Origin of the sequence: Luminiphilus sp. nBUS_07 (assembly GCF_051201685.1) — a bacterium.
Lineage (GTDB): Bacteria > Pseudomonadota > Gammaproteobacteria > Pseudomonadales > Halieaceae > Luminiphilus.
The window spans coordinates 2,842,636-2,868,907 of the sequence record NZ_CP179213.1 but is presented as its reverse complement, the minus strand read 5'-3'; the positions used below and the strand labels follow the sequence as shown (position 1 = coordinate 2,868,907).

Below are 26,272 nucleotides of genomic sequence, written 5' to 3'. Positions count from 1 at the left end.
TACACAAAATATGCCGATAGACTACGCCAACCAGGCCAGCGATAAGCACCTCATGGGTTAACCCAGTCTCTTTTGGTGGCGCGTTCTATAAAAAACCGGCAGCGATGCTGCCGGGTATTATTGAGGCGAAGGATGCGCTTATCGGGCTACAAAAGATTCGTCGGGATCGTTGACGAGTTCGAGATCAAAGCGATCGTTATTCATCACTTCAACCCACGAAGCGACGAAGTCATTGATGAACTTCTCGCTCCCGTCATTTGCTGCATAGACCTCAGAAATCGCTCGAAGCTCGGCACTCGAACCAAACATTAGATCGACCGGTGTCGCCGTCCACTTGCGCGCACCGGTACGACGATCTGTACCAACGTATTGCCCCTCAAAGTCACCAGATGGCTGCCAGACGGTTCCCATGTCGAGGAGATTGACGAAAAAGTCTGTCGTTAACACGCCCTTGCGTTCGGTTAGGACGCCACTGTCGCCATTTTCACTGCTGCCAACAAGAACACGCAAACCGCCTACCAGCGCTGTCATTTGTGCGGGAGTCAGGTCGAGTTGATTTGACTTGTCGATCATCGCGTTGATGGGTGACAGATAATTAGAGCTTGGATCATAGTAGTTGCGGAAACCGTCTGCCGTCGATTGTAAGTGCGAGAATGAGGCGACATCGGTGAATTCTTGGCTCGCATCCATTCGACCCGGGTTAAAGGGCACGGTGACAGAGAATCCTGCATCTGCCGCCGCTTTTTCGATGGCGGCAGATCCCCCAAGCACAATCATGTCCGCCATCGATACCTGCTTTTCGTCGGTTTGGCGGCTGTTGAATGCCTCTTGGACTTTCGTGAGCTCAGCCAAAACCATGCTCAGTTCCTCGGGGTTGTTGACGGGCCAGTCTTTCATGGGCGCTAATCGAATACGCGCACCGTTTGCGCCCCCGCGCATATCGCTATCTCTGTAGCTGGCGGCTGAAGCCCAAGCCGTTCTAACTAACTGCGGCACCGATAGACCACTGGCCAAAATGGCGCTTTTTAACGCTGCTGTATCCGCTGTAGAAATCAGTGGGTGGTTAATTTCAGGGATTGGATCTTGCCAAAGGAGAACCTCACTGGGTACATCGGCACCGACATAACGTGCCCTGGGACCCATATCGCGATGGGTTAGCTTGAACCAGGCGCGGGCAAAGGCGTCTTCAAACTCCGCTGGGTTAGCTAAAAAGCGCTGAGAAATTTCAAGGTAGGCTGGATCTACTTTGAGAGACAAGTCAGTGGTGAACATAATCGGCGCATGGCTTTTGCCTGCAATGTGAGCATCGGGTACGGTTTCTGCGCCGTTGCCATCAGTTGGAATCCACTGCACTGCTCCAGCGGGACTCTTGGTCACTTCCCAATCGTAGGCGAACAAATTGGCTAGATACATCATGCTCCACTGGGTTGGAGTTGCGGTCCAAGCACCCTCAAATCCCGAGGTGATGGTATCTTCTGAGTGCCCCTTGCCACAGCTGTTTTTCCAGCCAAAGCTTTGCTCCTCAACGCCGGCACCGCCGGGCTCAACACTGAGGCAGCCAGCGGGCTTGTGAGCGCCGTGCGCCTTACCAAAACTGTGTCCTCCGGCGATTAATGCCACGGTTTCAGCATCATTCATCGCCATACGGCCAAAGGTCTCGCGAATATCATGAGCCGCCAGTGCGGGGTCGGGATTGCCGTTGGGCCCCTCTGGGTTGACATAGATCAAGCCCATTTGCACGGCTGCGAGTGGGTTTTTTAGGTCGCGCTTTCCGGAATAACGTTCATCAGCCAGCATGACCGTCTCGGGACCCCAATAAACCAGATCCGGCTCCCAATCATCAGCACGTCCGCCTGCGAAGCCAAATGACTTAAAGCCCATATCTTCCATTGCTACAGTGCCCGCGAGGATCATTAAATCAGCCCAGGAAACCTGTCGCCCGTACTTTTGCTTCACCGGCCACATCAGTCGCCGGGCTTTGTCCAAATTGCCGTTGTCGGGCCAGCTGTTAAGTGGCTCAAAGCGCTGCTGACCTCCGCCGGCACCCCCTCGGCCATCGGCAACCCGATAGGTACCCGCGCTGTGCCATGCCATGCGAATAAAAAAGGGGCCATAGTGACCGTAATCGGCTGGCCACCAGTCCTGGGAGTCCGTCAAGGTGGCTCTGACATCCGCCTTTAAGGCTTCCATATCGACCTCAGCAAACTCTGCAGCATAATTAAAGTCTGCACCGTAGGGGTTTGAGTCGGGGTTGTGCTGTCGTAACGGCGTTAGGTCGATTCTATCGGGCCACCAGAATGTGGGCGGTTTAGCAAAGGTGTTCTCGGCTTGAACTGAGCCGACTAGGGGTAAAGATACTGCTATGGCTGCCGCCAGTGTTTTAATTTTCAGCATCGGACTTTTCCTATTTTTCGGTTGCAAAATTATTTCAAGGCGCAAACCCTTGGCGTCTGAACTGGCAGACGGCGCCTCAGACATTTAATCTAGGCTTTAGCCGTATTATGGGCAAATAGATTGTTTTAAAACTTTCAATCGGAAAAATAGATCACTGAAGGCGGTACGAAAGTTTAGGTCCGCCCTTTGTGGGCGCGAATTGTCCCGCTTTTTAGGAGAGACCATGAGTTATCTAGCGACTTACCAGGCAGCGCAAGAGGATCCTGCAGGGTTTTGGCTGAACAAGGCGCAGATGATCGAATGGGACGTCCAACCTACATTGGCTGTCACTCAAGATGACGCGGGCAACGAGCGCTGGTTTTCCGATGGCGTGATGAACACCTGTTTCAATGTCCTCGATCGGCATGTGCGGGACGGCCGCGGGCAGCAAGCGGCTATTTATTACGATTCGCCGGTTACAGGGGCTAGGCAATGTATTACCTACGGTGATCTTCTTGGGCGGGTCGAAAGGGCGGCGGGTGGCCTGAAGCACTTAGGGGTAGTGCGGGGTGATCGCGTTGTTATTTACATGCCCATGGTACCCGAAGCGATTATTGCCATGTTGGCCTGCGCGCGCCTTGGCGCCATTCACAGTGTTGTATTTGGTGGCTTCGCCGCTCCGGAACTGGCGGTAAGATTAACCGATGCCACTCCCAAGGTATTGATCACCGCAACCTGTGGCATCGAGGTGGATCGGGTGGTCCACTACATGCCAATTGTGAATGCAGCGCTGGAGCAAACCCAAGCGACTATTGACCGAGTCATTGTTCTTGAGCGTCCTGAGTCACCGTTGGCTCAACAATCAGTGCGTGAATTAAGCTGGGCACGCTTTATGCAAGTTGGTGAGCCCGCTGGCTGTACGCCGGTTGCGGCCACAGACCCCCTTTATGTGTTGTATACCTCCGGGACAACAGGAAAACCCAAAGGCGTTGTAAGGGATAATGGCGGACATGCTGTTGCCCTGGCGTGGTCCATGTCAGCCGTTTATGACGTCGCACCGGGCGATGTCTTTTGGGCTGCCAGCGATATTGGCTGGGTGGTCGGACACTCCTACATTGTTTATGCCCCTTTACTGATGGGTTGCACGACTGTTTTATACGAAGGGAAGCCGGTGAACACACCAGACGCCGCGGCTTTTTGGCGCGTTGTGAGTGACTATCGAGTGCGAGTTTTGTTTGCGGCACCGACCGCTTTTCGGGCCATCCGCAAAGAAGACCCGAGAGGAAATGGGTTGGCAGATTACGACCTTGATTGTTTGAAGGCCTTGTTCCTAGCGGGAGAACGGCTGGATCCACCCACGCTTAACTGGCTCGAATCGTTGATCGATTGCCCGGTGGTTGACCATTGGTGGCAAACAGAAACAGGATGGGCCATTGCAGGCAATCCGTTGGGCATTGAGCGACTTGAACCAAAGCCAGGTTCAGCGACCAAGCCGCTGCCGGGTTATCAGTTAGAGATACTTAATCCTAACGGCGTGCCACTGCCCGCGGGTGAGCAAGGCGCTGTCGTTATAAAGCGTCCGCTCCCCCCGGCTTGTTTGCCGACGCTTTGGCAAGATCAGGAAAGATTCGAGCAATCATACTTCAACACCTTCCCCGGTTATTACCTGACGGGGGACGGTGGATACATCGACGCCGATGGTTATCTGTTTGTTATGGGACGAATGGACGATGTCATTAACGTTGCGGGTCATCGTTTGTCTACCGGTGAGATGGAAGAGGTTGTCGCTGCCCACACGGCGGTGGCTGAATGTGCTGTTATCGGCGTCCACGACGACCTCAAAGGTCAGGTGCCTCTTGGCCTGGTGGTATTGAAAGATGGGGCTGAAGTGGCAGCACCTGCCATCGAGGAGGAGTTGATTCAGCAAGTACGTCAGTCTATTGGGCCAGTGGCCAGCTTCCGGCGTGTCCTGATCGTAAATCGGCTGCCAAAAACGCGCTCAGGAAAAATTTTGCGCAGTACATTGCGTGCCATTGCGGACGGCAGACCCTATACCCCGCCCTCTACGATAGAAGACCCTGCAATACTTAAGGACATGGCGCTTGCGTTGGCCCCCTCGTAATTCTAGGGTTGCGAATTAGTGGTCCACCGCTGGGGCAGGTGTTTACCACCGGGAAACAGGCGAGGCCGGTAAATTGGCCCGAGTTCAGCAGATTGGAGGCCCTTGGGTGCAATTATCTCACCCCTGCCAGCTCACCCTTATCAAGAGACCGGGGTTTTGGCTGGCCACAAGCGAGCAGGTTTCATTGGCGAGAGCCGCTAATCGGCATTGGATGATAATTAACCGTTCGACGATTTGATGGTGAGCCTCAACTCTAATTCGTTCGGGGCGTGATTTGCCGGCGTGCGGTCAGGGACGGCAGGCCCTTACTGCCCAAGACGAGCGGGTGGCTGAAGTTGGCAGCCAGGGTAAAACGGCGCTATAGTGCGGCAGCAGAAAAAAAACTTATGTTAGCTAGGGAGTAGAACCATGTGGAGCAAGCCTGAATTTGTCGATTTGCGTGTTGGCTTTGAAGTAACCATGTATTTCAGCGTTCGCTGATACATGCTGGGCCGCTGACACCTAGCGGCCTCATTTTTTCGAACCCGTATTCCGAGGTGGTGCACGTTGAAAGTTAGAATACTGGGATCAGCCGCGGGGGGCGGATTTCCCCAGTGGAATTGCAATTGCCACAACTGCTCTGGCGTTCGCTCAGGCAGCCTACTAGCTACCCCTAGAACTCAATCTTCTATCGCGATTTCGATGGATGGGGTCGGCTGGATTTTGTTTAACGCGTCGCCCGATTTGCGAAGTCAGCTCGAAGCAGCCCCACCTTTGCAACCACGCACTGGTATGAGAGACACCGGTATTCGCGGGATTGTGTTGGCGGACAGTCAAATAGATCACACCACTGGCATCTTGATGCTCAGAGAGGGTTGCCCCCTAAAAATCTACTGCACCGACATGGTCGCTGAAGATCTGTCTACCGGCTTTCCAATTTTCCGTATGTTGGAGAGCTGGGATGGAGGCGTTGTCCACCACGAGATTCCTACTGATGGTTCGTCTTTTACGGTTGACGGCATCGAGGGCTTGCAGCTGACTGCCATTGTTCTGGATGGCAAAGCGCCGCCATACTCACCCCATCGGCACGACCCCCATCGCGGGGACAACGTGGGTTATTTGGTCACTGACACTTTGGCGGGAACTTCACTCCTTTATGCGCCGGGCTTGGGTCAGATGACACCTGAGCTCGTGGCCCTCATGAAAACAACTGATCTTGTTATGGTCGATGGCACTTTCTGGTGCGAGGATGAAATGGCCCGGGCAGGGGTGGGCACCAAGCTTGCGAGTCAAATGGGCCATCTCCCTCAAAGCGGGGAGGACGGTATGCTGGCTTGGCTGCAAACGGTTGAGCGGCCTAGGAAGATGCTGATTCACATTAATAACACCAACCCCATTTTGATCGAGGACTCCCCAGAGCGCGCCGAAGTGGAAGCCCAGGGTGTGGAAGTTGCGGTGGACGGGCTTGAATTTGAAGTTCAGGCTATGCGTGACGATATAACGATTGGGGGAGTTTCCGGCGATGGCACGCTCTGATAGCGCCGTACCAGACGACGGCTGTGATCAGGCTCCACTGAGTCGGGCCGATTTTGAAGCGCGGCTGCGCGCCAAGGGTTCGCGCTATCACATCCATCACCCCTTTCATAAAGCGATGTACGCGGGTGAGTTAACCCCCCAGCAAATTCGGGGCTGGGTGGCGAATCGTTTTTACTACCAAATTATGATCCCACAAAAAGATGCGGCCATTTTGGCGAATTGCTCTGATCGAGAAACGCGAGTGAAGTGGATACAGCGCATTCTCGATCATGATGGTGCTGATGGCGATGAGGGTGGTATCGAAGCTTGGTTAGAACTGGCTGAAGCGGTGGGACTCGAGCGCGACGAGGTCACCGATCTGCGCTATGTGCTGCCCGGTGTTCGCTTTGCAGTCGATGCTTACGTCAGTTTTGCCCGCAGTGCCACTTGGCAGGAGGCTGCGTGTTCATCGCTAACGGAGATGTTCGCGCCAGAAATTCATCGGTCCCGCCTCAATACCTGGCCGCAGCACTACAGCTGGATTGATCAAAGTGGGTTGAAGTACTTCCAAAAACGCTTAGGAGAGGCTCGGCGTGATGTTGAGCACGGCCTAGACGTAACCCTCGATTACTTTAAGTATCGCGAACAGCAGGAAAAAGCGCTGGGTATTCTCCAGTTTAAACTCGATATCCTGTGGACCATGCTGGACGCAATGACCATGGCCTACGTGCACAATACGCCTCCGTATCACAGTTGTGATAACGGTGTTTATTTGATTCCTGAGTAACGCAACATTCGGAGGCGCCCTCTAGCAATGATCGATCCTGCATCAATACCTCAACTTAACAAACACTTTCGTCTCCAGTGGGAAGAGGCTCAGGATTGTTACGTGTTGCTCTATCCAGAGGGCATGGTAAAGCTAAATGAAAGTGCCGGATTGATTCTTAATTGTGTCGATGGCAGTAAGAGTGTTGGGACCATTATCGCCGAGCTTGCCGAGCGGTTTCCTCAGGTTGAAGGCATTGCCTCAGATATTGAGGAGTTCATGACCACCGCCAGCGCCCAGCGCTGGGTTGCGTTTTCCTGAGTTTTTGGAATGTCGGCCACTGCGGCGATCTCACCTCCCTTGTGGCTGTTAGCTGAGCTAACCTACCGCTGTCCCCTGCAATGTCCCTACTGCTCCAACCCCGTAGAGTTAGCCTCCGCAGGAACCGAGCTAACCACCGAAGACTGGTTTCGCGTGCTGCAACAATCCCGGAAAATGGGCGCGGCCCAACTCGGCTTCTCTGGTGGTGAGCCCTTGGTGCGGCAGGACCTTGAATTGCTGGTGGCGGAGGCGCGCCGCTTGGGTTTCTACAGCAACTTAATTACTTCCGGGGTGGGTCTTACTCGCGACCGGGTCGGGTCGTTAAGAGAGGCGGGGCTAGACCATATACAAATCAGTTTCCAATCGACAGATAGTGATATCAGCGAGCTGTTGTCTGGGAGTCGAAAGGCTTTCGCGCACAAGCTGGCTATGGCCGAGGCGGTAAAGTCGGCGGGGTATCCTATGGTGCTCAATTTTGTTTTGCACCGACATAATATTGATCAGATCGAACAGATCATCGACCTGTCCCATGAGCTGGGAGCTGACTACGTTGAGCTGGCGAATGCGCAGTATCACGGTTGGGCGTTGCTCAATCGTGATGAGCTCATGCCCAGTCGCGAGCAGCTCGCTCGGGCTGAAGAAGTCACCAACGCATGGCGGGAAGCGCACCCTAATGGCATGCGACTTTTTTTTGTGGTTCCTGACTATTACGAAGAGCGCCCCAAGCCCTGCATGAATGGCTGGGCCAAAATGTTTTTGGCTGTCGCACCCGATGGGTTGGCGCTGCCTTGTCACAGTGCCAGAGGCTTGCCGCTGGAGTTTCCCAACGTTCGCGATCACGATGTTGCGGCGATCTGGAACGAATCGTCGGCTTTTAATGCTTATCGCGGTTTTGATTGGATGCAGGAGCCCTGTCGCAGTTGCCCGGAAAAAGAGCAGGATTTTGGTGGTTGTCGGTGCCAGGCTTTTGCCCTGACCGGAGACGCATCGCAACCCGATCCGGTCTGTACCAAGTCTGATCAGCGCGGTCAGATTGATGCCGCTTTAACAGCGGCTAATTGCCACAACGCATCGAGCTCTGCGCTGCAATACCGAACTTGGTCGGCGTCTCAGAGCATCATTACCAGCACACGCTAACTTGCTATCGAGGTTGATGCAGCACCGGCATTCTGGTGGTTTTGGCTGAGAGGTGCGCAAAGGCGCGTAGGTGGCTCGAGTCGAGGTGCAAGCGTGCGATGAGGTCAGCCACTTTCAAAACGGGGGTCGTGCAAGTGTGCGCGGCCAACACTGCGGTACACGCACTGCGCCGCCTAGACCTCGTTAACAAATTTTAATTGCCTTAGCGGCCTTTCGGGCCTTTCGGGCCTTTGGTGTGAAGCATGCGCCTTGCGGGATCGAAGCCCATTACAGCAGCCGTTGTGAGTACTGCAAATGCGACTAGATTGACTAAGAGTGCAGGGGTATTTAAGTCCAGATAAAGCGCATGTCGAATCAGCTCCACCACGTAAGTGAAGGGGTTGATGACGCAGGCCCAGTAAACCCATGTGTTGCCGTCTTGCATAAACGTGAGGGGATAAAGTGCTGGAGAAAGAAAGAACAGAGGAAAAACCACAAAATTCATAACCCCAGCAAAATTTTCTAATTGTTCGATCAGCGACGCCAGCAATAGGCCAAGGGCTCCGAGAATAAACGCGCCCATCAAAATGGCGGGTAGTGCGGTCAAATAGCCAAGAGCGGGTGGCGCCACGTCAAACAAAAAAGCCACGGCCAAAAAGGCGTAAACCTGCAGCATGGACGTCAGAGCTATGGCGAAAAGTTTGCAAAAAAGTAGGTAGCTACGTGGCAGTGGGCTGGTTAGCAGAACTCGCATGCTGCCCATTTCTCGGTCATAGACCATTGATAGCGAGCTTTGCATGCTGTTGAAAAGAATAATCATGCCGATGAGGCCTGGGGTGATGTAGACCTCATAATCCACGGGGGTCCCGTACAACGCTATGACCATTCCTTCCAATGTGCCTCTAAATCCTGCTGCAAAAACTGCCAGCCAGAGCAACGGCCGAACCAGCGCGCTAATGAAGCGGGTGCGCTGTTGTAATGACCTTTGAAACTCGCGTTTGAGGACACCCCAAAAACAAAACAGATACGCCGATTTTTTCATGTGCGAGCTGTCGACAGATTCAGCATGAGCTGGTTGGCATCGCTGACTCCAGCTGCTGTTAGCAGACTGGAAAGTTGGCCATGGGCGTGAACCTCACCCCGGCTCAGCAAAATGACCTGATCGTTTCGCTCCAATTCTTCTGCCAGGTGGGTCGTCCACAGAACCGTCAAGCCTCTCGCATCGATTAACGATCTGATATGGCGCTGAAGGTGAATCCTACTTTCCAGATCTAGGCTTGAGGTGGCTTCATCCAGTAAAAGGAGTTGAGGTTCGTGCAGCAGCGCTCTGGCGATTTCCACGCGACGGCGATGACCGCCGTTCAACCAACGGATACGTTCGTGCCTGCGGTCCCAGAGCTGGAGGCGCTCTAACTCCTCTTGTGCTCTCCCTTGCACGTGGGTGGGAGACATTCCTTGAATTGCTCCGTGGTACTGCAGATTTTGCAAAACCGAGAGATCGAGGTCCAGAGTGGGTTGTTGAAATACAATGCCAAGGGTCGCGAGTGCTGCTGCGGGTGACCGCTGCAGATCGTGCCCAAATAGCAGTACCTTGCCTGATGTGGCCCTAATCAGTCGTGTGAGCACCGAGAACAGTGTTGTCTTTCCGGCACCGTTCGCGCCGATTAAGCCCACAAAAGCGCCTTGCTCCAACGTGAAGGAGACGTTTTTTAATACCTGACGGCCCGCAAAATTGTGGCTTAGAGCCTGAATGTTAGCGGCGAATTGCAAAGCCAAAACACCCTGCTGAGGAGACTGAATAACGCTAACATACTTGAACGTAAAGAAAACATACGCTATGTTCAAATTCTGCTCGCGTTGTCTTCCAGTCTTCTACAGTCGTCAAGACTATCCAAAAAGGAAATCACCATGGATCTTGGTATATCCGATCGTATTGCTCCCACCCTTGAGGCCGTCAGCCAGTACTTGACTGATCACGTTATGCCTTTAGAGCCTGAGTTTTTTGCTGAGGTACGTAAAGGGAGTCCCTGGGAGGCCACGCCGCGGCAGAATGAGATTTTAGAGCAAATGAAGGCTGGAGCCCGAGAGCGTGGCTTGTGGAATTTCTTTTTAACCGGTAAGGGTGACCACGGATCGGGTTTAAATACCGTGGAGTACGCGTATTTGGCCGAAGAAATGGGCAAGTCTCATTTGGGTGCAGAGGTATTCAATTGTTCGGCTCCCGATACCGGCAATATGGAAGTGATTCACAAATACGGCAGTGAAGCGCAAAAAGCGCAGTGGTTAGAGCCGCTGATGCGCGGTGAAATTCGCTCATGTTTTGGTATGACTGAGCCCGGCGTCGCCTCATCTGATGCTACGAATATTTGTACCTCGGCAGTTTTGGAGGGCGACGAGTGGGTGATCAATGGCGAGAAGCACTGGACGTCAGGTGCGGGTGATGAGCGCTGTAAGGTGATGATCTGCATGGTTAAAACCAGCCCGGACGCGGTAAAGCACAAGCAGCAAAGCCAGATTTTGATTCCTATGGATGCTCCTGGAGTTGAAATACTGCGTCATTTAACGGTGTTCAATATGGATGACGCGCCTCACGGGCACATGCATGTGAAACTCAATAACGTTCGCGTGCCCAAGGACAATATTATTTTGGGGGAGGGTCGGGGCTTCGAGATCTCTCAGGGGCGTTTGGGCCCCGGGCGTATCCACCACTGCATGCGTTCGATAGGCGCGGCTGAGCGCGCGTTGCAAATGTTGTGTGAGCGAGCAACAACTCGCGAGGCCTTTGGTCGACCCCTGGCCAAGCTAGGTGGCAACGTGGATGTTATTGCCAACGCGCGAATGGGCATCGAGCAGGCACGCCTCCTTACGCTCAAGACCGCTTGGATGATGGACAATGTGGATGCTAAGGAAGCGCGCATTTGGATTTCTATGATCAAAACAGTGGTTCCCAATATGACGCTGAAAGTTGTTGACGATGCCATTCAAATGCACGGCGGGCTGGGTGTTTCTCAAGACTTTCCCCTTGCAGCCATGTGGGCTGGGCAGCGGACTTTGCGTCTTGCAGACGGTCCAGATGAAGTGCACCGCATGGTGGTGGGGCGTCACGAGCTTAAAAAATATTCAGACAGTTCTGCAGAGCTCAAAGCCACTTTCCGTGACGGTTGATTAGCACTTTGTAACCCTCGGTAAACTCACAGCAACAGACTCACTTAAGGAAAAAGACCATGAGCATTAAGACATTGTCCGTCGATGAATTTCTAGGTATGGCTGGCCAAAAGCTGGGTACCAGTGACTGGGTAACCCTTGGGCAGGAGCGTATCAACGAGTTTGCCGACTGCACTGAAGATCATCAGTTCATCCATATTGATGAAGAGAACGCGGCAAAAACACCTTTCGGAGGCACCATTGCCCACGGGTTCTTAACGCTATCTATGCTGGTTAAGCTTTGCGAGAGTGTTTCTGTACACCCAGAAGGGCTGGTTATGGGTGTTAATTACGGATTGAACAAAGTGCGATTTCTAGCACCAGTCCGGGCGGGTAAGCGCGTTCGTGCGCACATAGAACTCGCGAGTATCGAGCAAAAGGATGACAATCGATTTTTGACTCAGCAAAACATCACGGTGGAGATTGAGGGTGAGGATACTCCTGCACTTTACGCAGAGTGGTTGGGTATGACGATAGTTGCTTAAAACAACGCTGCACACTTTTAGATAAGAGAAGAAATTATGACGATTCGATACGACGGTAAAGTTGCCATTATCACTGGGGCCGGTGGCGGTCTTGGAAGAAGCCATGCCATTGAAATGGCCAAGCGTGGCGCTAGGGTTGTGGTCAATGACCTCGGTGGCTCAGTAAACGGCGAGGGCCAAAATAGCGACGCCGCGATGGCGGTCGTAGCCGAGATCGAGGCCCTTGGTGGTGAGGCGATGGCGCACCCCGCCAATGTTGCCAATGCCGATGATGTGGCCGATATGGTCGAGAAGGTCATGGCGCAGTGGGGTCGCATCGATATCCTCGTCAACAACGCTGGGATCCTGCGAGATAAGAGCTTCACTAAAATGGACTTGGCAGATTTCCGGACTGTGCTCGAAGTCCATTTGATGGGTACGGTGAACTGCACCAAGGCCGTTTGGGACATTATGAAGGGGCAGGAGTATGGCCGCATTGTGGTGACTTCATCCTCCAGCGGGCTTTACGGAAATTTTGGTCAGAGTAACTACGGTGCAGCCAAGCTTGGTGTGGTGGGGTTAATGAATACCCTGGCTCAGGAGGGCGCTAAATACAATATTCGTGTCAACGCCTTGGCACCTACAGCGGGCACCCGTATGACTGAGGGTTTGATGGGTGAGCAAGCCTTCAACCTTTTAACACCTGAAACCGTCACTCCTGCGGTGTTGTTTATGGTGAGTGAGGATGCGCCAACCCAAACAATCGTAGCGGCTGGTGCTGGCTCTTATGCGGTGGCAAAAATTGTCGAAACCGACAGCGTTTGGTTGCCAGAAGATCAGCAGACGCCTGAGGGCTTGGCTGCGCACTGGGAGCAAATCTCCCAAGGACCTGAAACACAGCTCAAGGCAGGCTTTGAGCAAACCTTCAAGATGGTGGGCAAAGCCGCTGAAGGTCTGGGAATTAAACTGGAAAACTGAGGAATTAGATCATGAGAGAAGCTGTAATTGTTTCAACTGCTCGCACCCCAATCGGTAAAGCCTATCGCGGAAGCTTCAACAATCTGGCAGGCCCAAGCTTGGGTGGTAACGCTATTCGTGCTGCAGTTGCGCGCGCAGGCATTGAAGGTGATCGCGTTGATGATGTCACCATGGGCTCTGCGCTGACGCAGGGTACTCAAGGTATGAATATCGGTCGTCTGGCCGCCCTGCGAGGTGGTTTGCCGGTTACTGTCAGTGGTCAAACCATTGACCGTCAGTGTTCTTCTGGCCTCATGGCGGTGTCGATGGCGGCTAAGCAGATCATTGTAGATGGCATGGATGTCACCATTGGTGGCGGTCAAGACTCTATTTCGCTGGTACAAAATGAGCACATGAATTCTCATCGCCTGGCAGATGAGGAACTGATGGGGATGCACAAGAATATTTACATGCCAATGCTGCAGACCGCTGAGGTTGTAGCCAATCGGTACGGCATTACTCGGGACGCGATGGATGAGTACGGTTTGCAGTCTCAGCTGCGTGTTGCAGCAGCCTACGAAGCAGGCAAGTACGACAATGAAATCGTTCCAGTCACCGCGACTCGAATTGTTTGGAACAAAGAAACTGGCGAGCAGTCTGAGGCGGAAGTAACCGTTACCGCCGATGAAGGTGTTCGACCTTCAACGCTTGAGGGCGTTAAGGGTCTGCGCACCGTAATCGAGGGCGGCACTATTACGGCCGGCAACGCCTCGCAGCTTTCAGACGGCGCCTCGGCACAAGTGCTGATGGAAGCTAAGCTGGCAGAGCAGCTCGGTCTTCAACCTTTGGGCGCCTATCGTGGTATGGCGGTTGCTGGTTGCGAACCCGATGAAATGGGCATCGGCCCGGTCTTTGCTGTGCCCAAATTATTGAAGCAGCATGGTCTCAGCGTTGATGACATTGGTCTTTGGGAACTCAACGAAGCCTTCGCAGTTCAGGTTCTCTACTGCCGAGATCAGCTGGGTATCGATAACGATAAACTCAACGTTGATGGTGGGGCGATTGCCGTGGGACACCCCTACGGAATGAGTGGCTCACGCATGATTGGCCATGCCCTTCTGGAAGGTAAGCGGCGCGGCGTCAAATACGTCGTTGTCACCATGTGTGTCGGCGGTGGTATGGGTGCCGCTGGCCTGTTCGAGGTTTACTGATATGGCCATTGCGTTGGTATGCAGGGAGCACGGACTGCCTGAAAAGCTCGACTTGTGTGATGACTGGCCAGTGCCCGAACTGGGCGCTAACGACGTGCTTATGCGGGTCAAGGCAGCGGGCCTAAACTTTCCTGATGTGCTGATTATTCAGGGTAAGTATCAGTTTCAACCAGAGCTGCCATTTGTACCTGGCGGTGAATGTGCGGGCGTAGTTGAGGCTATTGGCAGCGACGTAAGCCGTTGGCAGGTGGGTGATGAGGTTGTGCAAATGGGCATGGCCGGAGGCTTTGCCGATACTCTGGTCGTGAACGAAAACAGCCTTTTGCCTAAACCCAAGGCGCTAACGATGACGGAGGCTGCTGGTATTGGTATTACCTACTTCACCTCGTACTACGCTTTGGTTCAACGCGCTAACATTCAACCCGGAGAAACCCTTTTAGTGCTGGGCGCTGCGGGCGGCGTGGGTAGTACCGCTGTTGAGCTGGGTAAAGCTTTGGGCGCCAAAGTGATTGCCGCAGCGAGCAGTGATGAAAAGCTCGAATTGTGCAAGGAGCTAGGCGCCGATGAGGTCATTAACTACAGCACCGAGGATCTCAAAGGTCGTATTAAAGAGTTGACCGAGGGTCGTGGGGTAGACGTAGTTTATGACCCTGTGGGCGGTGATTTCAGTGAAATTGCACTGCGTTCCATGGCATGGCAAGGCCGATTCTTGGTGATTGGTTTTGCCAATGGCCCGATTCCCAAGGTGCCGCTAAACCTAACGTTGCTGAAGGGCTGTCAAATCGTCGGTGTATTTTGGGGACGATTTATGGCGGAAGAACCCGAGGAGCATTTGTCAAACGTGAAGACTCTGTGGGAGTGGTTTGAGGCTGAGAAAATCAAGCCAGTGGTTACTGACGTTTTCCCTATTGCTGAGTTCGAAGCGGGATATGCAGCCATGATGGAACGCCGAGCCAAAGGTAAAGTGATCTTCACTTTTTGAGCATGACGTCTTTCAGCTATAGCACAGTCCCCCACGTTCGTGTCGGCCCAGGCCTCGCAGGGACATTGGGGGACGAGTGCGCAAAGCTGAGCGTGAGGCGACCCTTGATAGTGACTGACAATGGGTTGGTCACCCTGGGGCTTATTGCACCTATCGCTCAAGCGATATCAGTGCAGTGTGATGCCTTGACGATTTTTGACGGCGTTGCTGCTGACCCCAGCGAGGATGTGGTTGAGGCGGCTTGTGTTGTCGCAAGGGAAAACAATGTTGACGGCGTGATCGCTGTTGGCGGCGGGAGCTCTATGGACGTCGCCAAGGTCGTATCTGTTCTGATGGTTGGTGATCAATCGCTGGCAGAGATGTACGGCGTCGATCAGTTGCCCCCCGGGCGTCTACCCTTGTTTCTGGTTCCCACAACGGCGGGGACTGGCTCTGAAGTCACCCCTGTGGCGGTGATTACCACGGGGGCAACGACTAAGGCGGGAGTGAGTTCTTCGGTCTTGCTACCCGACGTTGCGATCTTAGACGCTGAATTGACCCTGGGGTTACCGCGAAGCGCAACGGCGATGACGGGTATCGATGCAATGGTGCATGCTATCGAGGCTTATACGTCAAAGCTTAAGAAGAACCCCATATCGGACATGCTTGCATTGAGAGCCCTGCGCTTGCTGTCGCACAATATTAATACGGTGCTGACCCAGCCAACAGACCTTGCCGCTCGCGAGGCTATGTTGCTGGGATCCATGTTTGCGGGACAGGCCTTTGCAAACGCGCCCGTTGCAGCTGTGCATGCCCTCGCTTACCCACTGGGTGGGCACTATCATATTCCCCACGGTTTGAGTAACTCCCTCATGCTGCCTGCTGTGTTGGCCTTCAACGCGCCGATGGTGCAAAAGGACTACGGCGAGCTAGCCGAGGAGTTGCCCGGTGGTGTGGCGACCAGTGCTGCTGGCTTGATGGTTTGGTTTGACGACCTGATCGCGACTTCCGGTCTGCCAGCAACGCTGGAAGCAGCCGGAGTTGCGGCAGATGACTTGCCGATGCTCGCTGCCGACGCCATGTTGCAACAGCGATTGTTGGTTAACAATCCGGTGGAGGTTACCGAGGCCTGCGCCCTGCAGCTGTACGAAAAAGCCTGGTCAGGTTGATATGGCCCATCCCGAACCCGCTCACAGAACGCGTTACGCTCTTTTTTACGACGTGCCAACCCGTTGGGCTGACAACGATATTTATGGTCATGCCAACAACGTGGTCTATTACGCCTGGTTCGATACCGTCGTGAACCAATTTTTAATAGAACGCGGGGGAATGCGCCCCGGTCATGATCCTGTGGTGGGCTATGTTGTGGCTTCGGCTTGTGATTATTTTGCGCCAGTGAGTTATCCCGAAATATTGGAGTTGGGGCTGAGAATAGAACGCTTAGGGACTAAGTCGGTGTCTTGGGAACTGGGCGTATTTTCAGCAACAGAAGATACGACTCGAGCGGTTGGGCGTTTTACCCATGCTTTTGTCGATCAGGCTTCGGGAAAGTCGGCCGCGATACCTCCGACTATTCTTAAAGCTCTTGAGGTGTTGCTGTAGCCCCGGGGAGTGACTGTTACTAAGCCTGTCCCTACGCGTGCAACCGATTGCTTATCTGTTGCCTTGCATGCGTGATGCGGTGATAACCACCATGATCAAAATTGTGGCAGCCCCCAAAGCTGAAAATGTGGGATCGATCTCGTACAAGAAGCCGCAGATTAACGGTCCTGTGACGAATCCTGCTGCGGGACAGGCGGTCACTAGGCCCGCTGCCGCACCCTGCTCCTCATGAGATACGGCTAGTGACGCCGAAGCGGCAATCGCTGGAACAGCAAGACCCAGGCCTGCCCCCAAAGATGCCATGCCGACTAACACCAGAACGAAAGAACCAGGGATCGCGATAACTAAAGCCCCCAAGAAAAGCAGCCCTACGCCTGCGCGTATCAGTGTGATCGGTCTGCCTTGGAAACGTGAAGCGACAAAGAGCTGCATGGCAAAGGAAAATAGTGCGGCGACCATCAGCGCGAATCCAGTGTACTGAGCGGTCTCGGTGCCGCTTAGGGACAGCATGTCTTGAAGTCGGAAACCCAGGGTTTGCTGCAGCCCGGCGAAACCGGTGAAACCGCCAAAGGAGCACAGCAAATAAAGGCGCAGCCTCGGATCGATAAAACGCAGTCTTTTGGTTGTTCGGGACTTGGCCTCTTTGATTTTCCCCGGGGGTAACTTAAGGGCAATGACGATCGCGGCCAGTGCGGCCAAGCCGCTTGCCGTGTAAAGCGGAAAAAGAAGCCCAAAGCCAGCAAGAGCCCCGGCTAAGATGGGACCAATAATCATCCCTAGACTGCTTGCAGTGCCCAGGCGTGCCAGAGCCTTGGTCCGGTGTTCTCGTGAGCTGAAGTCTGCTGCATAAGCCGCAGCTCCGGGGTTAGTGCCCGACATAACCACTGCTTGAGAGCAACGTCCCAACAAAATCAGTCCAAACAGCAGAGGTCCTGCGAGCCAACCGCGCATGGCTGCGTCGAAGATCATGGCGAAGACAAAATTACCTACTGCGTAGCCGGTTAAGCCAATGAGAATGACCGGTTTGCGACCGATTTGATCACACATTCGGCCCCAAACTGTCGCTGCGGCACTGAACACTAAAGCCGATGACGCAATAATGGTGTTTATTTGCAAGACAGTTAGGTTCACTTCACGCCCCAAGGGGGGCAGGATCGCAAAAATAAAGGATTGGCCAACAGCCGTTGTCAGCAGTCCAATCGTGAGCAGCCCTAGTTGTAAGGGGCTTAAACGCTGGTCTTCATTGGTGGGAATGCTATCGCTGGTCATGAGGGTCTCTGAGTTGGCATGGGGCATCCTAGAGGAAGTGACGCCGAACACAATGTTTTCCGGTTGTTCATGGACAGAGCAAGGGTGTTCAAATAGACTAGCGTCCCAGCCGGCGGGGTCTTTGCTCTCCACGAGTATGTTGACCCAGCGTTATTCAAGCCATTGCCAATACGCGTCACACCCAGTCCCATCGTCGGCACTCGGGTGACTCATTATGACAGCCGTGCGGGCCTTGCTGACTGGGAGATGAATGTGTCAAACACCGCTATCCTCGCACTAGAAGATGGCACGATTTTTCGCGGTGCTTCTGTGGGTGCAGAGGGCCAGACGACCGGTGAGGTGGTTTTTAATACTGCCATGACGGGTTATCAGGAAATTCTCACTGATCCTTCCTACGCGCGACAGATTGTTACCCTGACTTACCCACATATTGGCAATACGGGCGTCACCTCTGAAGATGCCGAGTCGACGGGTGTTCATGCGGCGGGCCTTGTGATTCGGGATCTGCCTCTTGTTGCCAGCAGTTGGCGCAGTGAGCAGAGCCTGTCGAGTTACCTCGTTGCTGAGGGCGTCGTGGCGATTGCCGATATCGACACGCGAAAATTGACGCGAATCCTGCGAGACAAAGGCGCATTGAGTGGCTGTATTGTGGCGGGTGAAAACCCAGACGTTGAAGCTGCCTTAGCTCAGGCCCGTGATTTTTCCGGGCTGGTGGGTATGGATCTGGCGAAGGAAGTTACGACGCCAACACCCTACCGTTGGGAGGAAGGCAGTTGGCAATGGGGCAGTGACCAGCGCCCGGCACCCTCCGCTAATTTTTCCGTTGTGGCCATAGACTTTGGCGTGAAGCGCAACATCTTGCGAATGTTAGTCGATCGAGGCTGCTCGTTGACCGTGCTCCCTGCTCAGTCTGATATTGAAACTGTATGCGCCTACGAACCTGACGGTATTTTTCTTTCTAATGGCCCCGGAGATCCCGAACCTTGCGATTATGCGATCGAGCTTGCTCGCGCCGCTATGGCTCGTGGGATCCCGCTTTTTGGCATTTGTTTGGGGCACCAGATTATGGCGTTAGCAAGCGGCGCTAGTACCGAAAAAATGAAATTTGGTCATCATGGTGCCAATCATCCGGTGCAAAAGCTCGCCGATGGCGCAGTCATGGTGACAAGCCAGAATCATGGTTTTACGGTCTCTGAACAGGGGTTGCCAGAAACATTGAGTGTCACCCACAGGTCCTTATTTGATGGCTCTCTGCAGGGGATTGCCCGCAACGACGTGCCTGCTTATAGCTTTCAGGGTCATCCCGAGGCAAGTCCAGGCCCTCGAGACGCTGGACAGCTGTTCGCCCCTTTCATACGCGCCATGAGAGACCGGCGAGCCGAGCAGGAGGGCGGTTGATATGCCAAAACGTTATGACTTAGAAAGCATATTAATACTAGGCGCTGGTCCTATCGTTATTGGGCAGGCCTGTGAATTCGACTACTCCGGTGCACAGGCTTGCAAGGCACTGCGCGAGGAGGGTTATCGAGTCATATTGGTTAATTCAAATCCTGCGACCATTATGACTGACCCATCGATGGCCGATGCGACCTATATCGAGCCGGTGGAGTGGCAGACAGTAGCCCGTATCATCGAGCGAGAGCGACCCGATGCCATCTTGCCGACTATGGGTGGGCAAACAGCGCTAAATTGCGCCCTAAAATTGGCTGCCGAGGGTGTGCTGAATAAGTACGGCGTAGAGATGATCGGTGCCAGTAAAGATGCGATCGATAAGGCGGAAGATCGAGAGCTGTTCGATCAGGCAATGAAGCGGATTGGTTTGGAGACGCCCCGGGCCTCTACCGTGCATTCCATGGATGAGGCCTTCAAAGTTTTGGGCGACCTTGGCTTTCCCTGCATTATTAGGCCGTCTTTTACGATGGGTGGGTCCGGTGGAGGTATTGCCTACAATCGTGATGAGTTTGAGGCCATCTGCCAGCGTGGTTTTGACCTGTCCCCAACAAATGAATTGCTCATCGACGAATCGCTGATTGGCTGGAAAGAGTACGAGATGGAGGTGGTGCGAGATCGTAAAGATAACTGCATCATTATTTGTTCGATTGAAAATTTCGACGCTATGGGAGTGCACACTGGCGACTCGATTACGGTTGCCCCTGCTCAGACCCTGACGGATAAAGAGTATCAGGTGATGCGTGACGCTTCTCTCGCCGTCTTGCGAGAAATCGGAGTGGAGACTGGCGGCTCAAATGTTCAGTTCGGCCTGTGCCCCGATACCGGTCGTATGGTGGTCATTGAGATGAACCCGCGGGTCTCCCGGTCATCTGCTTTGGCCTCCAAGGCAACCGGGTTCCCCATCGCTAAGGTGGCGGCAAAGCTCGCCGTGGGTTACACACTTGATGAGCTCGAAAACGAGATTACCGGGGGCGCCACGCCGGCATCCTTTGAGCCGTCGATAGATTATGTGGTTACCAAAATTCCACGCTTCGCCTTTGAAAAATTTGCGACCGCCGATGCACGGCTGACCACGCAAATGAAATCTGTGGGTGAGGTGATGGCTATCGGCCGCACCTTTCAAGAGTCCGTGCAAAAAGCCCTTCGTGGCTTAGAGGTGGGTTCATCGGGCTTTGAATCACAAATAACCGTCACCGATGCCGATACCCGTGCTGAGCTTATCGATGCGCTAACCAATCCTTGCGCAGAGAGGATTTGGTTTGTAGCCGATGCTTTTCGTTCCGATTTCTCCCTCGAGGAGGTCGCCGGTTACTCGGGCATTGACCCTTGGTTCCTAGTGCAAATTGAAGATCTGGTAGCAGCCGAAGCCCATTTAGTGGGTAGGGCGCTGAGTAGTTTGACTTACGCCGAACTCAGAGTGCTCAAGCGCAAGGGTTTCTCTGATGCCCGGTTAGCGGTTTTGTTGGCAACCTCTGAAGCAGAGGTGCGCGACTACCGCCATAGTCTTGACTTACGTCCAGTGTATAAGCGGGTAGATACCTGCGCTGCAGAGTTCGCGACTTCGACCGCTTACATGTACTCGACTTACGAGGAAGAGTGTGAGGCCGCAACCAGCGACCGTCGCAAAATTGTGGTGCTTGGCGGTGGCCCTAACCGTATTGGTCAGGGAATTGAGTTCGACTATTGCTGCGTCCATGCCGCCCTCGCTATGCGTGAGGACGGTTATGAAACCATCATGGTTAACTGTAATCCCGAGACCGTGTCGACAGATTACGACACGTCGGATCGCCTCTATTTTGAGCCGGTAACCCTTGAAGACGTTCTGGAAATTGTTGATTTAGAAAAGCCGGAGGGTGTGATTGTCCAGTTTGGTGGGCAGACACCTCTGAAGCTGGCAAGGGCTCTGGAAAGCGCGGGTGTGCCTATTATTGGTACAACCCCCGATCAGATTGATCGCGCTGAAGATCGTGAGCGCTTCCAGCATATGATCCAGAAATTGGGGTTGCGGCAACCCGAAAATACGACAGTACGCAGCGTTGATGAGGCGATTGCAGCGGCAGCAGCGATTGGTTATCCACTGGTAGTGCGTCCGTCCTATGTGCTCGGTGGCCGCGCTATGGAGATTGTTTACCGGGAAGAAGATTTGTTGCGCTACATGCGTGATGCGGTGCGAGTCTCTGAGGACTCACCGGTGTTGCTCGATAGCTTTCTCAGTGCTGCTATCGAGGTAGACATCGATGCCGTGAGCGATGGTGATTCAGTCGTCATCGGAGCCATAATGCAGCACATCGAGCAGGCTGGCGTGCACTCTGGTGACTCTGCCTGTTCACTGCCACCTTACAGCCTCGATGCTGAAGTCCAAGACCAAATGCGGGATGTGGTCCGTGCAATGGCCATTGAGCTTGGAGTGTGCGGGCTCATGAATGTTCAGCTCGCTTACCAAGATAATGAAATCTACGTTATTGAAGTTAATCCCCGGGCATCCAGAACGGTTCCCTTCGTCTCTAAAGCCGTGGGCATATCCCTGGCGAAGATAGCGTCGCGCTGCATGGCGGGTCAGTCACTGGCTGAGCAAGGCGTGACTCGGGAAGTGGTGCCGCCTTACTTCGCGGTGAAAGAAGCGGTACTGCCTTTCAACAAGTTTCCCGGTATTGATCCTATTTTGGGTCCGGAAATGAAGTCGACGGGTGAGGTGATGGGGACTGGAGACACCTTTGCCGCGGCATTTGCCAGAGCACAGCTTGGAGCTGGAGACGTGCCACCCCAGTCGGGTCTAGCACTTTTTAGTGTGCGGGATGTTGATAAACCAGCTGCTGTTGATGTAGCTAGACGATTGGTGGACCGCGGCTTTACTCTTGCTGCTACGGGTGGCACCGCGAAGGCACTGGAATCGGCAGGTTTGCAAGTCCGTCGAATTAATAAGGTTCGAGAGGGTCGACCCCACATCGTTGATCTGATAAAAAATGACGAGGCCAGCTTGGTGGTGAATACCACCGAGGGCCGAACGGCAATACAGGACTCTGCTCCAATCCGTGCCAGCGCCGAGCAGCACCGGGTTTTTTATACCACGACATTAGCGGCAGCAGAGGCAGTCTGCATGGCGCTGGAGCAGGAAACCGATATTTCTGTGAGAAGGTTGCAGGATTTACACGAGAGCATCACCGCATGAACAAAGTGCCCATGACCCTTGTTGGAGAGCAATCCCTTCGAGAGGAGCTAGACCGACTGAAGCGCGAAGATCGCCCGCGTATTATTCAGGCCATTGCTGAGGCGCGTGAGCATGGTGATTTGAAGGAGAATGCCGAGTACCACGCGGCGAGGGAGCAGCAGAGTTTTGCCGAAGGTCGTATTCAGGATATCGAGCACAAACTGTCTCATGCCCAAGTTATTGATGTCAGTGCAATTCCCAATTCAGGGAAGGTTATTTTTGGGACGACGGTTGATCTCATTAATACAGAGAACGACAGCGCCGTGACCTATCGAATCGTGGGAGAGGATGAAGCCGATGTTAAGGCAAACCTGATCTCTGTGAGCTCTCCTATTGCGAGGGCCTTGGTGGGCAAGAGTGAGGGTGATGAGGTCGTGGTGAAGGCCCCCAGCGGGGATATTTATTACGAAATCGAGCGTGTACAGCACATTTGAAGTGGTCTTGATTTGAATCTGCGCTCCTTTCCCGATAGCCTGTATTGATTCTCTTTCTCATTAAGTGCTCTCTATGAATAATGCGCCCGCTGCTAAAGCACTTTGGGACCTGCGCCCCGGAGACGCTGCCATGGTTACCGGTTTTGGCGATGGGTTGCCGGTGTCGTACCAAGGGCGCGTCATGGAGTTTGGTTTTCAGCCCGGTGCCCGCGTCCATTGCTTACTAAACCCGGGCTTCGGTGCTCCTAGGGTGTACAGCATCAGTAATTCGGTATTTTCTCTGGACAAGGAAATTGCGGCGGCTGTGTTTGTGTCGACCGGTGATACCGCGGAAGCTAAATCGTGAAGCAGGTACTGTTGCTGGGCAGCCCTAATTCAGGGAAAAGCTCGCTTTTTAATCGCCTGACAGGTTTGAGTCAGCGGGTCGCCAATTATCCGGGCATAACTGTCGATGTGGCTAGTGGCCCCATGGTGAGTTTGCCTGACATAGAGCTCGTTGATTTTCCTGGCACTTATTCACTGGAGCCTATTTCAGGTGAAGAAGCCATCGCTGTGAGCTTTCTCAATGAGGCGCTTGCAGACGATAAGGTTAGTCATGTGCTCTGTGTTGCAGATGCAACGCGGCTTGAGAAATGCATGCATTTCATTCTGCAGGTGATTAGAGAGTGCCAGCATCACCAAAAGCCGGTCACCGTGTTGGCCAACATGTGTGATGTGATCAGGGATAACCAGCTTGAATTTGATGCTGCTGGGCTCGCAACGGCTTTGGGTGTGCCGGTGATTTCAGTGTCGGCCCGGGAAAGCTTGGGTTTTGAGACCCTTATTGATGGTCTTAAAGAGACTGCCGCGCCACAAGCCACGGTAAGTCGTAATTGGCGTGAAACGCCTAACGAAATTTTGCGGGGCTCAGCGCAGCAACTGGCTCAAAAATTTAGCCCAAAGGGCGATGTGCTGATTCACTCACAGCTTAGGCTGGACCGCTTTTTTCTGAGCTCAGCACTGGGTGGTTTGGCGTTTTTCTTCATTATGTTTCTGTTCTTTCAGTCGATTTTTACGTGGTCGGCCCCGGTGATGGACGCGGTTGAGTCTCTGGTCTCCGGCCTTGGTCAGGTGGTGGTTCCTCTCATCCCCAACAAAATTATGGCTGATTTTGTGGCCGACGCATTGTTTGGTGGTGTCGGCGCCTTCTTAGTGTTCGTGCCGCAGATATTCGTGTTGACCTTGGTTATTGGCATTATGGAGGATTCAGGCTATCTCGCTAGAGCGGCACTTATCTGTCACCGACCGCTGAGGATATTCGGCCTGACGGGTAAAAGTTTTATACCGCTGTTGTCGGGGGTTGCCTGCGCGATTCCAGCTATTTACGCCGCGAGATCTGTCGATTCTCCCCGACAAAGAATGATGACGTATTTGGCGATTCCTCTAATGCCATGCTCGGCACGATTGCCGGTTTATGCGCTTTTGATTGCCACGTTTATCCCGAGTGATACCGTTTTATTGGGCCTTGTGGGGTGGCAGGGCTTGGCGCTGTTTGCGATCTATTTTTTCGGGATGTTTGTCGCGCTAATGGTGACAGGTTTTGTCAGTAAGGCGTCTAAGAGCCAGCAAGCAGAGCAACCCTTCGTACTCGAATTGCCACCATACCGTCTGCCAACGGCTAAGCCATTGTTGCGTAATGCTTGGAATCGCTGTCATCAGTTTGTGACTCAGGCAGGCAAGATCATTGTTGCGGTGACGATGGTGGTGTGGGTGCTGGGTTATTTTCCAAATGGCGGGGCCGATTTAGGTCAGTCGTGGCTGGGAACCTTAGGACATTTTGTCGAGCCGATCTTTTCACCTTTGGGGCTGGATTGGCGTTACGGGATCGCAATTCTCACCAGCTTTCTGGCCCGAGAGGTCTTTGTGGGCACCTTAGGGACCATTTTTGGTATCGAGGGGTCAGAGGAAAATATGCTGCCGCTGGTTGATCACATTCAGGCGAGCGGTTTGCCATTGGGTTCTGGTATCGCACTGTTGGTCTTTTTTGCGGTTGCCCTGCAATGCGTTTCTACTGTGGTTATCCTCGCCCGTGAGGGCTCAACGCGCCTAGCTCTTAGCATGCTCGTGAGTTACCTCGTAGGGGCTTACCTTCTGTCACTGTTGGTCTTTCAGTTGGTGAGCGTACTGTTTTAGGCATATTTATTTGCCGTTTACAGCACAGCCCTACAAGCGGAGGTCGCAGGTGGCAGTTCGATGCGTCGCTACAAGGCCCGTTGCAGATTTGATTTTCGAGGGTCGGCTTGTGGATTACGGCGCAGCAGGGTTGCGGTATTGCCAATGCGTTGCACAAGTTCCGCGCGGGTTGTTTGGCACAGTTGCTCGATCATGGCGTCTCGAAGGTCGCGGTCACCAACGGCTATTTTAATTTTGATAAGTTCGTGGTCGCCCAGCGCCCGATCCACCTCTGCCAACACGTTTTCATTCAACCCATTTCCGCCGACTCGCACAACGGGATTTAGTTTGTGGGCAATGGCACGATATTGCCGAAGCAGCTTATTGCTCAGTGAGGTTTTTGGGGATTTGCGCTCGCTTTCCATCGTGGTCATCTATACTCAGGGCCGTGTAGTGTACGACAGACCATGATAAGAGTCCCCCACCTATGGTTAAGAAACGTTCTTCGAGTCGGGCGTGGCTAAAAGAGCATCGCGAAGACCTCTATGTACAACGTGCAATAAAAGAGGGCTATCGTTCGCGCGCCTGCTATAAGCTGAAAGAAATCAACGATCGTGATCGAGTTATCAAGCCGGGCATGACGGTCTTGGATCTGGGTGCGGCTCCCGGTGGATGGTCGCAAGTCGCCGTCGAGATGGTGGGCGCACGTGGGCGCGTCGTTGCCAGTGATATTCTGCCAATGGACAGCCTTGCGGATGTGGAGTTTCTGCTTGGTGACTTTACGGAGGAGGCTGTGTTCGAAGCCTTACAGGTCTTATTGGGCGAGCGCCCGGTCGACGTTGTTTTGTCCGATATGGCGCCAAATATGAGTGGCGTTACCGCTGTGGATCAACCTCGATCCATGTATTTGGTTGAATTGGCGTTAGATTTAGCAACTCATACCCTCATACAGGGAGGGACGTTCGTGACTAAAATTTTTCAGGGTGAGGGATTTGAGGCGGTTTTGGGAACCGCTAGGCAGCATTTTGATCGTGTTTTGACGCGCAAGCCCGAGGCTTCTCGCCCCAGATCTCGAGAGGTTTATTTGGTGGCCACCGGCTTTAAAGGCCAGTAATAAAACAGCTCCTAGCGCTGTAGGGGTGATTATTCCGCGTAAATTGCAGGTTT

The 26,272-nt window shown here is 53.5% G+C and carries 24 protein-coding genes; 19 read left to right on the top strand and 5 right to left on the bottom strand.

Going from position 1 to position 26,272, the window contains the following annotated elements; all coding sequences use genetic code 11:
* Positions 1-138: 138 nt before the first annotated feature.
* On the bottom strand, positions 139-2,394 hold the full coding sequence (katG, locus tag ACMAZB_RS12770; RefSeq protein WP_435217685.1) for a catalase/peroxidase HPI: 2,256 nt from the start codon (positions 2,392-2,394) through the stop codon (positions 139-141).
* A 223-nt stretch (positions 2,395-2,617) separates the two neighbouring features.
* On the opposite strand from katG, the gene ACMAZB_RS12765 reads away from it, so the two are divergent.
* From ACMAZB_RS12765 to pqqE, 6 genes are all read left to right on the top strand, one after another.
* Positions 2,618-4,495: an AMP-binding protein gene (locus ACMAZB_RS12765; protein WP_435217684.1), complete on the top strand. Its 1,878-nt coding sequence runs from the start codon at positions 2,618-2,620 to the stop codon at positions 4,493-4,495.
* 408 nt (positions 4,496-4,903) lie between these two features.
* A complete protein-coding gene (pqqA, locus tag ACMAZB_RS12760; RefSeq protein WP_435216037.1) occupies positions 4,904-4,975 on the top strand; it encodes a pyrroloquinoline quinone precursor peptide PqqA in 72 nt (23 codons plus the stop codon).
* 66 nt (positions 4,976-5,041) lie between these two features.
* Positions 5,042-6,010 (top strand): pyrroloquinoline quinone biosynthesis protein PqqB, encoded by a 969-nt coding sequence (gene pqqB, locus ACMAZB_RS12755; protein ID WP_435217682.1) that lies wholly within the window; start codon positions 5,042-5,044, stop codon positions 6,008-6,010.
* Entirely contained in the window at positions 5,997-6,776 is a 780-nt protein-coding gene (pqqC, locus tag ACMAZB_RS12750; RefSeq protein WP_435217680.1) for a pyrroloquinoline-quinone synthase PqqC, read from the top strand. Before pqqB ends, pqqC begins: the two co-directional genes overlap by 14 nt.
* A gap of 27 nt (positions 6,777-6,803) precedes the next feature.
* The gene (gene pqqD / locus ACMAZB_RS12745; RefSeq protein ID WP_435212383.1) at positions 6,804-7,076 is read left to right on the top strand and encodes a pyrroloquinoline quinone biosynthesis peptide chaperone PqqD; all 273 of its coding nucleotides are present in this window, start codon (positions 6,804-6,806) and stop codon (positions 7,074-7,076) included.
* Between the two features lie 9 nt (positions 7,077-7,085).
* Positions 7,086-8,213, top strand: coding sequence for a pyrroloquinoline quinone biosynthesis protein PqqE (gene pqqE / locus ACMAZB_RS12740; RefSeq protein ID WP_435212381.1), 1,128 nt, complete (start codon positions 7,086-7,088; stop codon positions 8,211-8,213).
* A gap of 202 nt (positions 8,214-8,415) precedes the next feature.
* On the opposite strand, the gene ACMAZB_RS12735 is transcribed toward pqqE, so the two are convergent.
* Both ACMAZB_RS12735 and ACMAZB_RS12730 read right to left on the bottom strand, forming a co-directional pair.
* The gene (locus tag ACMAZB_RS12735) at positions 8,416-9,234 is read right to left on the bottom strand and encodes an ABC transporter permease (protein WP_435217678.1); all 819 of its coding nucleotides are present in this window, start codon (positions 9,232-9,234) and stop codon (positions 8,416-8,418) included.
* Entirely contained in the window at positions 9,231-9,968 is a 738-nt protein-coding gene (locus tag ACMAZB_RS12730) for an ATP-binding cassette domain-containing protein (RefSeq protein ID WP_435217677.1), read from the bottom strand. Before ACMAZB_RS12730 ends, ACMAZB_RS12735 begins: the two co-directional genes overlap by 4 nt.
* Positions 9,969-10,100: 132 nt before the next feature.
* On the opposite strand from ACMAZB_RS12730, the gene ACMAZB_RS12725 reads away from it, so the two are divergent.
* The 7 genes from ACMAZB_RS12725 to ACMAZB_RS12695 are packed head-to-tail and all read left to right on the top strand — an operon-like array spanning position 10,101 to position 16,591.
* Positions 10,101-11,357 carry an acyl-CoA dehydrogenase family protein gene (locus ACMAZB_RS12725; RefSeq protein WP_435212376.1) on the top strand — a complete coding sequence of 419 codons (1,257 nt, stop codon included), beginning with the start codon at positions 10,101-10,103 and terminating at the stop codon, positions 11,355-11,357.
* A 59-nt stretch (positions 11,358-11,416) separates the two neighbouring features.
* The gene (locus ACMAZB_RS12720; protein ID WP_435212375.1) at positions 11,417-11,881 is read left to right on the top strand and encodes a MaoC family dehydratase; all 465 of its coding nucleotides are present in this window, start codon (positions 11,417-11,419) and stop codon (positions 11,879-11,881) included.
* Positions 11,882-11,917: 36 nt separating this feature from the next.
* Entirely contained in the window at positions 11,918-12,838 is a 921-nt protein-coding gene (locus tag ACMAZB_RS12715) for an SDR family NAD(P)-dependent oxidoreductase (protein ID WP_435212374.1), read from the top strand.
* Positions 12,839-12,849: 11 nt separating this feature from the next.
* Positions 12,850-14,028, top strand: coding sequence for an acetyl-CoA C-acyltransferase (locus ACMAZB_RS12710; RefSeq protein WP_435212372.1), 1,179 nt, complete (start codon positions 12,850-12,852; stop codon positions 14,026-14,028).
* A gap of 1 nt (position 14,029) precedes the next feature.
* Positions 14,030-15,010 carry an NADPH:quinone oxidoreductase family protein gene (locus tag ACMAZB_RS12705; protein WP_435217675.1) on the top strand — a complete coding sequence of 327 codons (981 nt, stop codon included), beginning with the start codon at positions 14,030-14,032 and terminating at the stop codon, positions 15,008-15,010.
* Positions 15,011-15,012: 2 nt separating this feature from the next.
* A complete protein-coding gene (locus ACMAZB_RS12700) occupies positions 15,013-16,158 on the top strand; it encodes an iron-containing alcohol dehydrogenase (RefSeq protein WP_435220088.1) in 1,146 nt (381 codons plus the stop codon).
* Between the two features lies 1 nt (position 16,159).
* Positions 16,160-16,591, top strand: a complete 432-nt coding sequence (locus ACMAZB_RS12695; RefSeq protein WP_435217674.1) for an acyl-CoA thioesterase — start codon at positions 16,160-16,162, stop codon at positions 16,589-16,591.
* Between the two features lie 51 nt (positions 16,592-16,642).
* Here the strand turns inward: ACMAZB_RS12695 and ACMAZB_RS12690 are convergent, their stop codons facing one another.
* Positions 16,643-17,860: an MFS transporter gene (locus ACMAZB_RS12690; RefSeq protein ID WP_435217672.1), complete on the bottom strand. Its 1,218-nt coding sequence runs from the start codon at positions 17,858-17,860 to the stop codon at positions 16,643-16,645.
* Between the two features lie 246 nt (positions 17,861-18,106).
* Between ACMAZB_RS12690 and carA the strand changes: the two genes are divergently transcribed.
* The 5 genes from carA (at position 18,107) to feoB (ending at position 25,126) form a co-directional block, all read left to right on the top strand.
* Positions 18,107-19,258, top strand: a complete 1,152-nt coding sequence (carA, locus tag ACMAZB_RS12685) for a glutamine-hydrolyzing carbamoyl-phosphate synthase small subunit (RefSeq protein ID WP_435212366.1) — start codon at positions 18,107-18,109, stop codon at positions 19,256-19,258.
* A 1-nt stretch (position 19,259) separates the two neighbouring features.
* Complete coding sequence (gene carB / locus ACMAZB_RS12680) at positions 19,260-22,481, top strand: carbamoyl-phosphate synthase large subunit (protein ID WP_435217670.1); 3,222 nt, start codon at positions 19,260-19,262, stop codon at positions 22,479-22,481.
* The gene (gene greA / locus ACMAZB_RS12675; RefSeq protein ID WP_435212362.1) at positions 22,478-22,954 is read left to right on the top strand and encodes a transcription elongation factor GreA; all 477 of its coding nucleotides are present in this window, start codon (positions 22,478-22,480) and stop codon (positions 22,952-22,954) included. The genes carB and greA overlap by 4 nt, the downstream gene beginning before the upstream one ends.
* Positions 22,955-23,027: 73 nt before the next feature.
* Positions 23,028-23,300 carry a FeoA family protein gene (locus tag ACMAZB_RS12670; RefSeq protein ID WP_435212360.1) on the top strand — a complete coding sequence of 91 codons (273 nt, stop codon included), beginning with the start codon at positions 23,028-23,030 and terminating at the stop codon, positions 23,298-23,300.
* Positions 23,297-25,126, top strand: a complete 1,830-nt coding sequence (gene feoB / locus ACMAZB_RS12665) for a ferrous iron transporter B (protein ID WP_435217668.1) — start codon at positions 23,297-23,299, stop codon at positions 25,124-25,126. The genes ACMAZB_RS12670 and feoB overlap by 4 nt, the downstream gene beginning before the upstream one ends.
* Positions 25,127-25,194: 68 nt before the next feature.
* Here feoB and yhbY read toward each other — a convergent pair whose 3' ends face one another.
* Positions 25,195-25,530 carry a ribosome assembly RNA-binding protein YhbY gene (gene yhbY / locus ACMAZB_RS12660; protein ID WP_435216033.1) on the bottom strand — a complete coding sequence of 112 codons (336 nt, stop codon included), beginning with the start codon at positions 25,528-25,530 and terminating at the stop codon, positions 25,195-25,197.
* 62 nt (positions 25,531-25,592) lie between these two features.
* Between yhbY and rlmE the strand changes: the two genes are divergently transcribed.
* Complete coding sequence (gene rlmE, locus ACMAZB_RS12655) at positions 25,593-26,219, top strand: 23S rRNA (uridine(2552)-2'-O)-methyltransferase RlmE (RefSeq protein ID WP_435212357.1); 627 nt, start codon at positions 25,593-25,595, stop codon at positions 26,217-26,219.
* Positions 26,220-26,272 lie beyond the last annotated feature (53 nt).